This is a genomic window from Actinoplanes oryzae, from assembly GCF_030757795.1.
Classification (GTDB): domain Bacteria; phylum Actinomycetota; class Actinomycetes; order Mycobacteriales; family Micromonosporaceae; genus Actinoplanes.
This window is the reverse complement of record NZ_JAUQWH010000220.1, coordinates 1-12,864: the sequence shown is the minus strand read 5'-3', so window position 1 is coordinate 12,864 and position 12,864 is coordinate 1. Positions and strand designations below refer to the sequence as shown.

The window sequence follows — 12,864 nt, the reverse complement described above, 5'->3', positions numbered from 1 at the left end:
GGGACGGCGCAGTCCCCGCCATACCGTATTCGCAAGGCGCACACCGCCGTGCCGCCTCCCCGTAAGCGGTCGGTGACCATGCGTCCTGACCTGCGGTTATTCTTCCACCTCGATCAAAGGATGCATCCGTCTCCTGATATCTTGCTGATCTTGATCGAACGGGGGAGACCACCATGGCCGACATCGACACCGCCCTGCGGGACGCGATGAGCATCGACGGCGCGATCGGCGTCGCCCTGGTCGACGTGAGCAGCGGCCTCACGCTGGGTGTCGCCGGCGACCCGGACCGGGACATGAGCATCGCCGCGGCGGGCAACACCGACGTCGTGCGCGCCGAGGTCCGTACGCTGCAGATGATCGGGATCGAGGACGGCATCGAGGACATCCTCATGACCCTCGGCACCGAGTACCACCTGCTGCGCCCGCTCCGCTCGACCCGCGGCGGGGACTCGCTGTTCCTCTATGTCGCGCTCGTGAAGAGCCGGGCGAACCTGGGGCTCGCCCGGCACCAGCTGCGCCGCATCGAGGCGTCGCTCGACATCTGATCACCGCTCGAGGCGGTGGGCCAGCCACTCGACGGCGAGGGGATAGCGGTAGTCGATGCCGCCGTGGCCCGCCCGGAACAGCTCGAAATGGATGCGCTCGTCCGGCACCCCGAGCCGGGCCAGCTCGTCGCGGAACGCCTGGGCGCCCAGGTCCAGGAACCACTCGTCCCGGGTGCCCGCGTCGATCCAGACCGCGGTCAGCCCGCGCAGGGCATCGGCGTGGCGCTCGGCCATCCGTACGGGATCCCAGTCGAGCCACCGCTGCCACCGCTCAGGGATCAGCCGGCCCGACCGCGGGTCGAACGGTAATTGCGGTGTGCCGTCCGCGTCGGGGGAGAACGCCGCCGTACAGCCGAGAATCAGCAACAGCAGCATGTCGTTGTCCTCGGTGAACGCGACGCGCTCCCGGAACTGCTTCCACCACGCGAGGATGTCGTGGTCGTACTCGCGCAACGCCCGGGCCGCCTTGGCGAACTCGTGCAGGTAGCAGTACTCGTACAGGGCGTCGCCGGCGTGCGTGGCGAGCGCGCCGAACAGATCCGGGCGCAGCATCGGCGTGATCATCGCCCCGAAACCGCCGGACGACTTGCCCGCGATCGCCCGCGACGCCGCCGCCGGAATGGTCCGGAAACGCGCGTCCACCCAGGGGACAACTTCGTCGCAGAGGTACGAGTGGTACGCCCCAGTCCCCGGCGAGTCCACGAACTGCGAGCCGCCGTACGCGGTGAACGCGTCCACGTACACGAGGATGCACCCCGGCGCCCGCCCCTCCGCGAACACCCGATCCGCGGTTGTGGGAAACGGCGTGCGGAACGGCATCTTGTTGCCCCACATCGCCAGCTCGCCGGAGTAGCCCTGGATCACGTAGACCGCCGGATACCGCTCGGCGGAGTCGTCGTACCCGGGCGGGGTGTAGACCCACAGCGGCCGCACGTGCGGGTCGCCGAGCGGGTTGCCCCGCAACAGCTCCGACTCGATCGTTTCCTCGTGCAGCCGTCCCGCCAGGTTCCACGTCATGCGGACACCGTACATTTATCGACGGTTCACGATCGCTGGATAGCGTGCCGGCATGACTCGCCGAGCCCTTGCCCTCGCCGCCGCGGTCTGCGCGGCGCTGCTGCTCGCCCCGGCCCCCGCCCAGGCCGGTGGCCGGACCGAGACGCGGCAGCCGGCCCGCGCGCACGCCGTGGGGAAGCACGACGTGCGGCCGCTGTCCCGCGCGCACGCGCACAACGACTACGAGCACGAGCGGCCGCTGACCGACGCCCTCGCGCACGGGTTCACCAGCGTCGAGGCCGACATCTACCTGGTCGGCGGGGAGCTGCTGGTCGCGCACGACCCCGAGGACATCGTCCCGGGCCGGACGCTGCAGAGCCTCTACCTCGACCCGCTGCTGCACCGGGTGCGCGCGAACCACGGGCGCGTCTACCGGGGCAGCGACCTGTCCCTGCAGCTGCTGGTCGACATCAAGAACACCGGTGCCGCCACGTACACCGAGCTGGACAGGGTGCTGCGTTCCTACCGGAGCATCCTGACGACGTACGTGCGGGGGAAGGTCCGCGACGCCGCCGTGACGGTCGTCGTCAGCGGTGACCGGCCGCGCGAGCTGATGGCCGCGCAGCGCATCCGGTACGCGTTCTACGACGGGCGCGCCACCGACCTGAACACCGGCGCCCCCGCGAGCCTCGTGCCGCTGATCAGCGACAACTGGACCACGCTGTTCACGTGGCAGGGCGCGGGCCCGATCCCGGCCGCCGAGCGCGCGAAGCTGCGGCAGTTCGTGCGGGACGCGCACCGGGGCGGGCAGCGGGTGCGCTTCTGGGCGACGCCGGACGTGGCCGGGCCCGAGCGCGACGCGGTGTGGCGCGAGCTGGTCGCCGCCGGCGTCGACCACCTCAACACCGACGATCTGGCGGGGCTGGAAGCGTTCCTGCGCTCCTACGAGAGGGCAGCGGCGTAGCGCCTCTCGCACAGGGCCTGAGGTGCCGCCTGGTCAGCGGCGGAGCGCCTCGCGGAGGTTGACGATCAGGACGAGCAGGGCCGCCGCGAAGAAGCCGACCGTGAAGACGTAGCGGCCGGTGAACCAGAGCAGGATCAGGAAGGCGACCAGGGCGGCGGCCCCGGCCAGGCGGAGGGCGACCGCGACGAACCGGCCGCGGATCAGGCCCTCGACCGTCAGGAGCAGGACGAGCCAGATGCCGGCGACGTCGGCCGGCGACAGCGTGTGGTTGAACGGGGAGAACGCGGCGCCGATCGCCCACAGGATCAGCGGCGTGCTGATGACCGACCACCACGAGATGAGGCGGCCGCGCAGGCCGGTCGCCTGCTGCAGGGGTACGCGGCGGTGCAGCAGATGGGCGTGCGGATGCTCCTGCTCGGGCGCCTCGGCCATGCGCAGCTGCTCGTCGGCGAGTCGGGTGCGTTCCATGCGGAGCTTGAGCAGGTGCTGCTCGCGGCCGGCCAGCGCGCGGACCTCCGGGGCCGACGCCGCCAGCCCGGCCGCGGTGACGCGCAGGTCGTCGGCGAGGGTGTCGATCTCGGTGTCGAGCTCGGCGAGGCGGGTGGCGATGCGATCGGCGCGGAGGGCGATGAGGGCCTCGGCCGTGGCCGGGTTGGGGGCGACCTTGGCGAGGCCGGCCCAGCCCACGGGGTCGGCCCACGATCTGCGTACGGTGCCGTCGCGCTCGTAACGCGGACCGGCGGGACCACGCTCGCCCCCGAGCCGGTCCCGGGTGTCGTGCCCCCACAGGCCACGGTAGTCCCGGACCCACGCCGTGTCGTCCCCGATCACGACGGCGTCCCAGCCCTCCGGCTGCCCCGGGCCGATCGCGCGGCCGTTCCCGCGGGCATAGTCCACGTACGGGATGCCGAGCCCCTGCTCCGGGTCCTCCGACCAGGGCGCGAGCCACCGGGCGGGCGTACGCAGGACGGTCACCAGATTCCGCAGGCGCTGCGGCCGTACGGTGATCAGGTAGTCGCCCGGCAGATAGGCGCCGGAGTGCGACCCCGCCCCCGCGAAGACCACGGGGTGCCGCCCGCCGACCAGCGTCAGATCCGGATCGTCCCAGCGCCGCCGCAGGTCGTCCCCGGTCTCGTCGTGCGCCGAGTAGACCACCCACCGCGCCGGCGGCAGCCCCGCCTCGTCGTGCACGCCGGTCCCGTCGAGATAGACGGTCACCTGCTCCCAGTCGCCCTCGTGCTCGTTGACCCCGCCGAACGCCGACCGCCAGTTGTTGAAGCTGTAGAAGAACCAGTACTGCAGGACGATCCACGGGCTGTCGCGCAGCACCCGGCCGTGATAGGTCGGCCGCTCCGGCGCCAGATGGTCGCGCTGCATCAGGAACGACCGGGCCGCACTGCCGCCGGGAACGCTGCCCCGGACGATCAATGACGCCCGGTTGAAGGTGTCCACGAACCGCGCGGTCAGCCCGACCGAGGCGAGCCGGCTGGCGCCGTGCAGGTGGGGCGGGCGCTCCCGCAACGGGATGAGCGCCGGGCCGGAACTCCGGGCGACGGCCGACAGCGAATGATGCAACCCGTGCTCGGCGCCGCCCGCCCCGGCGAGCGCGGCGAGATCCAGCTTCCGCGCGGGCACGACCTCGGCCGACGGGCCGCCCGGCTCGTCGCGCCACAGGCTGGCGCAGGCGACGTACCGCTCGGCGGAGACCGGGAAGAAGAACTCGCCGTCGGTGTAGCGGATCGCCGGCTCGTACGCACGCAGCAGGGCGAGGTCGTCGGTGTGGCTCAAGGTGCGGGATCCTTCCGTGTGCGCACCGCGAGGCTATCGGTCCGGCCCGGGGGCCCGGTCGCCCGCGTGCCGATTCCCATGCTTCTGAGCGGTTCCCACGCCGGTGCCGCTCTCACGTGCCTATGGCGCCGGCGTCGTCGGGACGGTCCGCGTGCCGCGTGGCTCCGGGCGCCGGCGGACTGCCTCGACGCGCGGCTCGCGGCCGGTCCGCTGCGGGCTGACAGAGACGGTGTCAGAGGGGCATCATCGGGCCGCCGGGCTCGATGCGGACCGCGACGCCGGCCTCCGCGGTGGCGGCGCGGGCGAGGGCCGTGTCGGCTGCTGCCCGGTCCCCGGCGGGTGGCGTCCGGTAGTCGCCGGTGACGACCACGCCGTCGAAGCCGGGGACGATCGCTGACGCGCCGGCGACGGTGAAGTTGGCGAAGGCGCCCTGGCCGCTGCGCTCGGCGAGGAGTCGCGCCGCGCTGTCCAGGTCGGCGAAGCTGTATCGGCGCTGCTGCACGGTGAGAGCGATGCCGAGCTGCGCCGCCTTCTCCCGGATCGCCGCCTGGGTGCGGGTTACCGGGCCGTGCCAGAGCAGCACCATCGAGCCGGTGGCGGCGTCGTCGACCGTGGCGATGTAGCCGTCGGCGTGCAGGTCGGGCCCGTCCTGCACGAAGGCGTTCAGCTCGGCCAGCCGCTCCTCCGGCGACCTGCCCCTGGACGGTCCGAACGCCGCTCCGGAGGCGCTGTTCGCCGCCCCGGAGCCTTTGCTCGCCGCTTCGGGGTCGCTGTTTGCCTGGCCCGAGTCGCCGGTGACAGCCGGGCTGGAGGGGCTGGTGGCCGGGCCCGCGTGGGCGGTGCGCACGCCTCGTGCGCCCACGGCGGAAGTGGCGGCCAGGGCCACGGCGACGAGGATCCAGCGCCGGCCCGTCCGGGCCCACGGCGGTCGCAGCTCGGGGCTGTCCTCGTCGAACGGCATGCGGCGTCCTCTGTCGATGGACCGGGCTGCCCATGGTAGCCCCCGGCGATCTCGGTCACGGTGTTGTTATCGATGTTTGTCGATCGTAGGATGCGGCGGGTAAGCGCTTACCCGACCCTGCCGAGGAGCGACGATGAGCCTCGTACGCCGTCTGACCGCGACTGCCGCGGCCGCGTTCGCCCTGTCCATGGCCGTCCCGCCGGCCGCCACCCCGGCCCGCGCCGCCCAGCTGAACGCCGCCCCGCCGGCCGCCGTCCCGGCCCGCGCCGTTCCAGGTGGGGCGGTGTCGGCTGCCGGCGCTTCGGCGGTCGTGAGGTCGAGGCCGCCGGGGACGGTGACGCGGCCGGTGCTCTCCGCCGCCGAGGCCGCGCCCTATGTGGCGGAAAGCTACCTGCGGTGGTCGGGTCCGTATGCGTCGCCCGTCGACGATCCTTGGCGGCCGGGGCCGATCCGTGCCGGGCGGCCGGACTTCGTGGTCGGTGGTGGAACCGGTTCCCGCACGATCCAGGAGGCGGTCAACCTTGCCTACCTGCGGGGCGGCACGGCTCGCCAGGCGATCGCGGTGCTGCCGGGAACGTATACCGGAACCGTTTTCATCCCGGCCGGAACCCCGCCGCTGACCATCTACGGTGCCGGGGCGCCGGGCCAGGTGCGTCTGGAGTTCACCGTGGATGCCACCATCTCGCCGGCGGCGTGGGCGGCCCTGGTCAACGCCGACGGGCGGTATGCCGAGGGTGACCCGGCCTGGAACATGTTCCAGTCGTGTGCCACCCGTTCCAGCGCCACGGCCGGGCTCTGCGCCACGGTCGTCTGGTCGCAGGCCACCGACCTGCAGCTCAAGAACCTCACCATTGTGAACACGCTGCTCGACACCGTGGACCGGGGCACGCATCAGGCCCTCGCGCTGCGCACCGACGCCGATCGGACGCTGCTCGAGGGCATGCGGCTGATCGGGCGGCAGGACACGTTCTATGCCAATGCCGAGGACGCCACGCGTATCGCGCGGGTCGTGGTGCGGGACAGCTACGTCGAGGGTGACACCGATTTCGTGTTCGGGCGGGCGAGTGCGGTGTTCGACCGTACCCAATTCCACCTGGTCTCCACGCGCAAGGAAAGCGGCGGAATCGTCTTCGCCCCGAGCACGCTGCCGCAATGGCCCTACGGCTTCCTGGTGACGCACTCACTCGTCACCGCCGACGCCGGCTATCGGGCGGCGCCCACCGGCTTCCTCGGGCGCGCCTGGGACCAGGGCGCCGGAACGACGGGATACGTTCCCGGAACAAGTCCCAACGGGCAGCTCGTCCTGCGCGACAGCGTCATCGGCCCGGGCTTCGCGACGGATGCCCCGTGGGCTCCCGCCGCCACGACGGGCCGCCCCTTCTCCGCCCCGATCGAGCCGGGGCGCGACCTCGACGATCCCACCCACAACCGCCTCTGGGAGCACGCCACCCTGACGATTCCCGCATGAGCGCACCCCGGCGGACCCGCGAACCCTCCGCGACCAGCCGCCTATCGTCCCGCCCCTGGGGCAGCCGGGCCGGGCGCCGTGATTCGCCGCCCGTCGGCAGACGCTCAGCCGTGGCCCGCTCAGCCGTGGCCCGCTCAGCCGTGGCCCGCTCGGCCGTCGAGGCGGGCGAACAACGCTCGTACCTTACCCTCGCGGGCAGACGGCGGTGCGACCTGACCGGTAATGCATTGATGCTGGTCAATGTATGATTGCGGGATGGCGGGCAGAGGAGGCGGCGCATGAGATCGCTTGTGGTGGCCGCGGTGACGGCACTGGTCGTGGCGCTGCTGCCGGCCCCGGCACAGGCGGCGCCGGTGACGATTGCCAACGGCGTGCAGTTCACCGACACGTCCGGCGCCGGAGTCCATGCCCACGGCGGGGGAATGCTGAAGGTCGGCGGCTACTGGTACTGGTTCGGCGAGAACCGCAACGCCGACGACACGTTCCGGGCTGTCTCCGTCTACCGGTCGGCCGATCTGAGGACGTGGGAGTTCCGCAACAACGTGCTCACCTCCTCGTCCGCCGCCGAGCTGGGCAACGCGAAGATCGAGCGGCCGAAGGTCGTCCACAACGCTGCGACCGGCCGGTTCGTCATGTGGATGCACAAGGAGAACGGCACCGATTACGGCGAGGCCCGGGCGGCGGTCGCCTCGTCGAGCACCGTCGACGGCGCGTACACGTACCACGGCAGTTTCCGGCCTTTGAATCAGCACATGTCGCGGGACATCACGCTGTTCGAGGAGGGCGGCACCGCCTACATGGTCTCGGCGGCCGATGAGAACCGGGACCTGCAGATCTATCGCCTGACCGCCGATTTTCTCCAGGTCGCCGCGCTGGTCGGCAATTTCTGGGACAACGCGAGCCGGGAGGCGCCGGCGTTGTTCAAGCGCAACGGCGTCTATTTCATGCTGACGTCGGGCACCTCCGGCTGGGACCCCAACCAGGCGAAGTATGCGACCGCCACCAGCATCAGCGGCCCCTGGTCCGGGTGGACGAACGTCGGCGACGCCACGACCTTCGGCTCCCAGCCCGCCTCTGTGCTGCCGGTGGGGAACGCGTTCCTCTACCTCGGTGACCGGTGGGCCGGCGCGTGGTCCGGGCCGGTCAACGACTCCCGCTACGTGTGGCTGCCCATCGGCTTCCCGAGCAGCACGTCGATGTCGCTGTCCTGGTATCCGACCATCACGATCGACGCGGCCGCCGGCACGGTGACCGGCAATCCGGCCACGTATTACCGCGTCACCAACCGCGCGGGCGGGAAGGTCCTCGACGTGGTCAGCGCGTCGATGGCCGACAATGCCGAAGTGAAGCAGTACGCCTGGAACGGCGGCGCGAACCAGCGCTTCGAGTTCCGGGATGCCGGCGGCGGATACTTCCAGATCGTCGCCCAGCACAGCGGCAAATGCCTCGACGTCGCGGCCGGGTCCACCGCCGACGGCGCCAACGTCATCCAGTTCGCCTGCGGCACGGGCGCCAACCAGCAGTGGCAGTGGGTCGCTACGGGAAGCTACTTCCAGCTCCGGGCCCGGCACAGCGGCAAGTGCCTCGACGTGGTGGGCGCGTCCACGGCCGACGGCGCCGACGTGCAGCAGTACACGTGCGGCACCGGCACCAACCAGCAGTGGACCCGCACCGCCTGACCCGCCCTCACGACCGCTGGCGGTGCGGGCTCAACGAACCCGCGCCGCCGAGAACCGGACCGGGATCTCGGGACGCGGCCGAAAAGGGCCGAGCGACGCGGCGAAAGGGTCGGGCGACGCGGCGAAAGGGTCGGGCGACGCGGCGAAAGGGTCGGGCGACGCAGCGGAAAAGGGTCGGGCGACGCGGCGAAAAGGAGCGAGTGAAGGGCGAAAAGGAACGAGCGGGCGCGGCGAAGAGAGCCGAGCGAAGGCCGGCGGAATCAGGCCAGCAGGCACTCGCGCATCGTCTTGCCGGGGTTGAAGCCGCCGGCCACCCGGTCGGACATGGTGTCGAGCACCTGGACGGTGTTGTTGCGGCGCATCAGCTCGCGCACCGGCGGCGGCAGCGGCGGCGGGTCGATGGCGTCGCGCAGGTTGCGGGTGGCGAAGATCAGGCCCTCGGCCAGCGACGCGGCGTCGGTGTCGACGCGCACGCGGCCGAACTCCCAGCCGGCGATCGTCAGGTCGAGCAGCTCGAACATGCGGGCCAGCAGCGGCTCCGGGTCGGCGAGGCGGACGGCCCGCTTGGCGTCCGCGTCCAGCACCGCGACGCTCGCGGCGATCTGGGCGTACGGATGCAGGGGCAGGTCGAACAGCGACCAGCGCAGGTAACCCCCGGCGGCCGACCACAACGGACGGTAGTTGCGACGGTCGAGGCTCAGCGGGTGGCCGGTGCGCCGGCGCAGCTCGGTGACCTGGCTCATCAGGTCGGCGTGGGCCGTGTCCGCCGCCTCGTGGACGATGTGCGCCGCGACCGCCAGCCCGTCGTCGCCCGTCAGCATCCGCTGCAGCTCCGCCGACTGGTCGGGGAACGGCACGCGCGCCTGGCGGCCGAACCGCTGCCGTGCCTCCTCCAGCAGCGCCCGCTGCCGATCGGGATCGTGCTCGATCTGCCGCTTGCGCGACCCCAGGCCGAAGAACCGCATGCCGCCTCGTCTCGCCGCCGTGTCCAGGACGCGGCCATGGTAGTTCAGATGCGGCGCAGCACGGAGACGACCTTGCCCAGGATCACGGCGTGGTCGCCGTCGATGGGCTGATAGGCCGGGTTGCGCGGTTCGAGCAGCACGTGACCGCCGCGGCGGCGGAAGACCTTGACGGTGGCCTCGTCGTCGAGCAGGGCGGCCACGATGTCGCCGTTGTACGCCTCCTGCTGCTGGCGCACCACCACGGTGTCGCCGTCGCAGATCGCCGCGTCGATCATCGAGTCGCCCTGCACGCGCAGGCAGAAGACCGTGCCCCGGCCGACCAGCTCGCGGGGGAGGTGCAGCGTCTCGGCGTCGGTCTCCTCGGCGAGGATGGGCGTGCCCGCGGCGATCGTGCCGACCAGCGGGACGCCGACCGTGTCCGGCGCCTTCTTCTCGCCGTCGTCGCCGGTGCCCAGGAACATGCGCACGTCCACCGGGCGCGACGCTGTCCGCCCGCGGCGCAGGAAGCCCCACTCCTCGAGGACCCGCAGGTGGCGGCCAACCGTGGAGGGGGCGAGCCCGAGCGCGTCGCCGAGCTCGCGAGTGGAGGGTGAGTAGCCGTACCGGACCGCCCAGTCGCGGATGACGGTGAGGATCTTCCGCTGGCGGTCGGTCAGCGTGGACGTGTCGAGATCCTCGGGCATCATCTCCAGATCTTGACTCATGCCAGGTCAGAACGGTGGGAGGCGCGCGGGGCGGCCAGTCGCTCGGCTGCCTGCGCCACGAAGGCGCGGCGGCGGGCCCGTTCGTCCGGGGCGTCCGGGTCGGCGCCGGTCAGCATGAACGCCAGCTGGGGCAGCCCGTGCCACCAGGCGGCCAGCGCGATGAGCAGGAACATCAGGTACGCGGGGTCGAGGTCCGGGTCGAGCAGTCCCCGGCGCTGGGCCTCGCGGACCGCTTCGACCTTCTCCCGGTAATGCTTCGTGCGGGCGGCCTCGTCGGCGATGAACCCGGCCTGGATGCCCTCCCACTGCAGCAGCCGGGACAGGTGGGGGTGGTCGGCGTGGTAGTCGTACGTGCGCGCCGCGAACTCGCCGATGTCGTGCAGCCCGACCGCGTGCAGGGCCACGCCCGCCGCGAGCTTGTCCAGCTCCTCGGTCAGCACGGTGGCGAAGAGCTGCTGCTTGTCGCCGAAGTACTTGTAGAGGCGCTCCTTGTTGATGCCGGCCCGCTCGGCGATGCGCGCCATGGTCGTGCCGTCGGGCCCATGCTCGGCGAACTCCGTGACCGCCGCCTCCTTGAGCCGCCGCCGGGTCGCCTCGGTGTCCCACGCCATGCCACGAGTCTAACTCCAACGTTGCGGTTGGCAACGAGCGCGAGTAGCTTTCCAACCGCACCGTTGGAGTTGGGCCATCAAACCAGGATCCTAGGACGCACTAGAGGGAGTGACGATGGAGATTGATGTTGCGGACAGGGCCGTCGTGGTGACCGGGGCGGCGCAGGGGATCGGCAGAACCTTGGCGCTCGGGCTCGCGGCCGAGGGTGCCAGGGTCGCGGTGCTGGCCCGCGACCGCCGGCGCGCGCAGGCCGTCGTGGACGAGATCGCGACGCTCCCCGGCGCCCGGCCCGGTCTCGCGCTCGAGGCCGACGTCAGCGAGGACGACCAGGTACGCGAGGCGGCGCGCGAGCTGGCGGCGGAGTTCGGCCGCCTCGACGCGCTCATCAGCAACGCGGGCTGGCTCGGCGGCCGCCAGCGGGTCCTCGACACCGACCCCGCCGTGCTCGACCGGAATCTGCGCAGCAACCTGATCGGCAACTACCTCGCGACCAAGCACTTCGCCCCGGTCATGATCGGCACCGGCGGCGGGCGCATCGTCTATCTGACCACGGGCGCGCAGCTGATGCCGGGCGGCGCCGGCTACGCGGGAGCGAAGGCGGCCGTCGACGTGCTGACCAACGTCGTGCACCAGGAGCTGCGGGACGAGGGCATCCGTACGGTCGCCGTCGCCCCGGGCCTCACCGAGAGCGAGGGCATGCGGGCGATGATGACGCCCGAGCACCTGGCCCGTGTCGCGGCGACCTACCCGAACGGGCGCGTCGGGCAGCCGGACGATCTGGTCGGCCTGGTCACGTTCCTGTGCAGCGACGCCGCCACCCACCTGTCCGGCACCGTGATCAAGGTCCGCCCCACGGTCGGGGCGTGACGCCGACGTCTACCGGCGGCGGGCAATTGCGATGCCGCCGGCGAGCGCGGCGACGAGGAGCGCGGCGACGGCGACCACGAAGAAGCCTCGGGTGCCGTTTTCCTCGGCAGCCCGGGGAGCCACAGCCGCGGCGGAAGACGGCGGAGGGGAGGAGGGCGGCGGAGGGGGAGTGGTTCGCAGCGCGGACGGGTAGCGCAGGAGTGCGGGCTTCGTCCCCTCCGAGGCGGTGAGCAGGGAGGAGCCGTCCCGGGCGTACGCGACCGCCTCACCCTGCGGCTCGTCCGGCAGCGCCACGGAGGCCGGCGAGCCCGAGGTCAGCGCCCCGATCACGTCGCCGTCGACGACCGGGAACTCGAAGGCGTCGGCGTACGTGCGGAGGGCGACCTTGGTCCCGTCGGGCGAGTTCGTGCCGCCGGTGAGGACGAGGTGGCCCGCCAGGTCGTACGGATTGGGGGTGGTCGTGACCGGGACCCGCACGGACCCGGCGGCGCGCAGCGGGGTGCTCTTTCCCGTGCAGAGCTCGCCGTCCGGCACGTAGAGGTCGCCGGCGAACGGCTCCTTGGTGATCACGATGGGCGTGCCGTCGCCGTCGAGCACGAGCGTCTCGGCGTTGTGCGCGCCGTTGGGGTAGGACAGCTTGCAGGAGACCGGTTTCAACGCGCCGGGCGCGAGCTTCCACAGCCCGATGGACTTGCGCGCCGAGCCGTTGTCGCCGATGTCGCCGATCCACACGGTCCCGTCCGGGGCGACGGCGAGGTCCTCGGTGTCCGTGGGCTCGTCCGGGAACTTGACCGTCCGCTGCACCGCGCACCTGCTGTCGAGGAAGAAGATGCGCCGGTGCGAGGGGTGGTCGCTGCCGTCGTTGACCGCCACGTAGCCGTCGGGCGTGGCGGCCAGCCCGGACAGCTCGTCGAGCCGGTCGTCCTTGATGGTGCAGACCGTGACCGGGGCAGGGGCGGCAGGGGCCGCGGGCAGCAGGAGCGCGACGGCCGTGCCCACGATGATCGCCGCCCCCACCCGGTCAGTCTGTCACGGCGTCGCGGTCCCTCGACGATTCGGGTCGGGGAGGGTTACGAGCCGTCCTCGGCCGCGTCGACCGGGCCCCGCGACCGCCGCAGGATCACCGGCGCCATCCCGACAAGGGTGAGTGCCATGCCCGCGACCTGCGGCGGTGTCGGCCACGGCGCGAGCCCGAGCAGCGCGGAGGAGACCCCGACCAGGGGTGGCACGGCAAGACCGAGCAGCGCCGAGTACGCCGCCCCGGCCGCCAGGATGATGCGGTGCTGCACGAGGTACGCCGGCACGTAGATCACGA

General features: G+C 72.0%; 13 protein-coding genes. 5 read left to right on the top strand and 8 right to left on the bottom strand.

Features of this window, described 5'->3' with window-relative positions:
* The first annotated feature begins 173 nt into the window (after window positions 1–173).
* Entirely contained in the window at window positions 174–545 is a 372-nt protein-coding gene (locus tag RBH18_RS39815; RefSeq protein WP_306215696.1) for a hypothetical protein, read from the top strand.
* On the opposite strand, the gene RBH18_RS39810 is transcribed toward RBH18_RS39815, so the two are convergent.
* The gene (locus RBH18_RS39810) at window positions 546–1,562 is read right to left on the bottom strand and encodes an alpha/beta hydrolase (RefSeq protein ID WP_306215695.1); all 1,017 of its coding nucleotides are present in this window, start codon (window positions 1,560–1,562) and stop codon (window positions 546–548) included.
* A 52-nt stretch (window positions 1,563–1,614) separates the two neighbouring features.
* On the opposite strand from RBH18_RS39810, the gene RBH18_RS39805 reads away from it, so the two are divergent.
* Complete coding sequence (locus RBH18_RS39805) at window positions 1,615–2,505, top strand: phosphatidylinositol-specific phospholipase C/glycerophosphodiester phosphodiesterase family protein (protein WP_306215694.1); 891 nt, start codon at window positions 1,615–1,617, stop codon at window positions 2,503–2,505.
* 33 nt (window positions 2,506–2,538) lie between these two features.
* Here the strand turns inward: RBH18_RS39805 and RBH18_RS39800 are convergent, their stop codons facing one another.
* Both RBH18_RS39800 and RBH18_RS39795 read right to left on the bottom strand, forming a co-directional pair.
* On the bottom strand, window positions 2,539–4,293 hold the full coding sequence (locus tag RBH18_RS39800; RefSeq protein ID WP_306215693.1) for a hypothetical protein: 1,755 nt from the start codon (window positions 4,291–4,293) through the stop codon (window positions 2,539–2,541).
* A 232-nt stretch (window positions 4,294–4,525) separates the two neighbouring features.
* Window positions 4,526–5,254 (bottom strand): hypothetical protein, encoded by a 729-nt coding sequence (locus tag RBH18_RS39795; protein WP_306215692.1) that lies wholly within the window; start codon window positions 5,252–5,254, stop codon window positions 4,526–4,528.
* Between the two features lie 133 nt (window positions 5,255–5,387).
* Between RBH18_RS39795 and RBH18_RS39790 the strand changes: the two genes are divergently transcribed.
* The gene (locus tag RBH18_RS39790) at window positions 5,388–6,722 is read left to right on the top strand and encodes a putative acyl-CoA thioester hydrolase (RefSeq protein ID WP_306215691.1); all 1,335 of its coding nucleotides are present in this window, start codon (window positions 5,388–5,390) and stop codon (window positions 6,720–6,722) included.
* Window positions 6,723–7,000: 278 nt separating this feature from the next.
* On the top strand, window positions 7,001–8,401 hold the full coding sequence (locus RBH18_RS39785; protein ID WP_306215690.1) for an RICIN domain-containing protein: 1,401 nt from the start codon (window positions 7,001–7,003) through the stop codon (window positions 8,399–8,401).
* A gap of 260 nt (window positions 8,402–8,661) precedes the next feature.
* On the opposite strand, the gene RBH18_RS39780 is transcribed toward RBH18_RS39785, so the two are convergent.
* The 3 genes from RBH18_RS39780 to RBH18_RS39770 are packed head-to-tail and all read right to left on the bottom strand — an operon-like array spanning window position 8,662 to window position 10,681.
* Window positions 8,662–9,366 carry a hypothetical protein gene (locus tag RBH18_RS39780; protein ID WP_306215689.1) on the bottom strand — a complete coding sequence of 235 codons (705 nt, stop codon included), beginning with the start codon at window positions 9,364–9,366 and terminating at the stop codon, window positions 8,662–8,664.
* A 44-nt stretch (window positions 9,367–9,410) separates the two neighbouring features.
* The gene (lexA, locus tag RBH18_RS39775; protein ID WP_306215688.1) at window positions 9,411–10,070 is read right to left on the bottom strand and encodes a transcriptional repressor LexA; all 660 of its coding nucleotides are present in this window, start codon (window positions 10,068–10,070) and stop codon (window positions 9,411–9,413) included.
* Window positions 10,067–10,681 carry a TetR family transcriptional regulator gene (locus RBH18_RS39770; protein WP_306215687.1) on the bottom strand — a complete coding sequence of 205 codons (615 nt, stop codon included), beginning with the start codon at window positions 10,679–10,681 and terminating at the stop codon, window positions 10,067–10,069. The genes lexA and RBH18_RS39770 overlap by 4 nt, the downstream gene beginning before the upstream one ends.
* A 115-nt stretch (window positions 10,682–10,796) precedes the next feature.
* Between RBH18_RS39770 and RBH18_RS39765 the strand changes: the two genes are divergently transcribed.
* Window positions 10,797–11,549 carry an SDR family NAD(P)-dependent oxidoreductase gene (locus tag RBH18_RS39765; protein ID WP_306215686.1) on the top strand — a complete coding sequence of 251 codons (753 nt, stop codon included), beginning with the start codon at window positions 10,797–10,799 and terminating at the stop codon, window positions 11,547–11,549.
* A gap of 9 nt (window positions 11,550–11,558) precedes the next feature.
* Here RBH18_RS39765 and RBH18_RS39760 read toward each other — a convergent pair whose 3' ends face one another.
* Together RBH18_RS39760 and RBH18_RS39755 are read right to left on the bottom strand one after the other, a co-directional pair.
* Window positions 11,559–12,566, bottom strand: coding sequence for an NHL repeat-containing protein (locus RBH18_RS39760; protein ID WP_306215685.1), 1,008 nt, complete (start codon window positions 12,564–12,566; stop codon window positions 11,559–11,561).
* Window positions 12,567–12,619: 53 nt separating this feature from the next.
* Window positions 12,620–12,864 (bottom strand): hypothetical protein (locus RBH18_RS39755; RefSeq protein ID WP_306215684.1); only part of this gene is annotated, 245 nt, incomplete at its 5' end.

Bases quoted from the DNA above. Each gene is read 5' to 3' on its own strand.
- lexA (WP_306215688.1), bottom strand. From the start codon at position 10,070: ATGAGTCAAGATCTGGAGATGATGCCCGAGGATCTCGACACGTCCACG.
- RBH18_RS39795 (WP_306215692.1), bottom strand. From the start codon at position 5,254: ATGCCGTTCGACGAGGACAGCCCCGAGCTGCGACCGCCGTGGGCCCGG.
- RBH18_RS39785 (WP_306215690.1), top strand. From the start codon at position 7,001: ATGAGATCGCTTGTGGTGGCCGCGGTGACGGCACTGGTCGTGGCGCTG.
- RBH18_RS39805 (WP_306215694.1), top strand. From the start codon at position 1,615: ATGACTCGCCGAGCCCTTGCCCTCGCCGCCGCGGTCTGCGCGGCGCTG.
- RBH18_RS39770 (WP_306215687.1), bottom strand. From the start codon at position 10,681: ATGGCGTGGGACACCGAGGCGACCCGGCGGCGGCTCAAGGAGGCGGCG.
- RBH18_RS39810 (WP_306215695.1), bottom strand. From the start codon at position 1,562: ATGACGTGGAACCTGGCGGGACGGCTGCACGAGGAAACGATCGAGTCG.
- RBH18_RS39790 (WP_306215691.1), top strand. From the start codon at position 5,388: ATGAGCCTCGTACGCCGTCTGACCGCGACTGCCGCGGCCGCGTTCGCC.
- RBH18_RS39815 (WP_306215696.1), top strand. From the start codon at position 174: ATGGCCGACATCGACACCGCCCTGCGGGACGCGATGAGCATCGACGGC.
- RBH18_RS39765 (WP_306215686.1), top strand. From the start codon at position 10,797: ATGGAGATTGATGTTGCGGACAGGGCCGTCGTGGTGACCGGGGCGGCG.
- RBH18_RS39780 (WP_306215689.1), bottom strand. From the start codon at position 9,366: ATGCGGTTCTTCGGCCTGGGGTCGCGCAAGCGGCAGATCGAGCACGAT.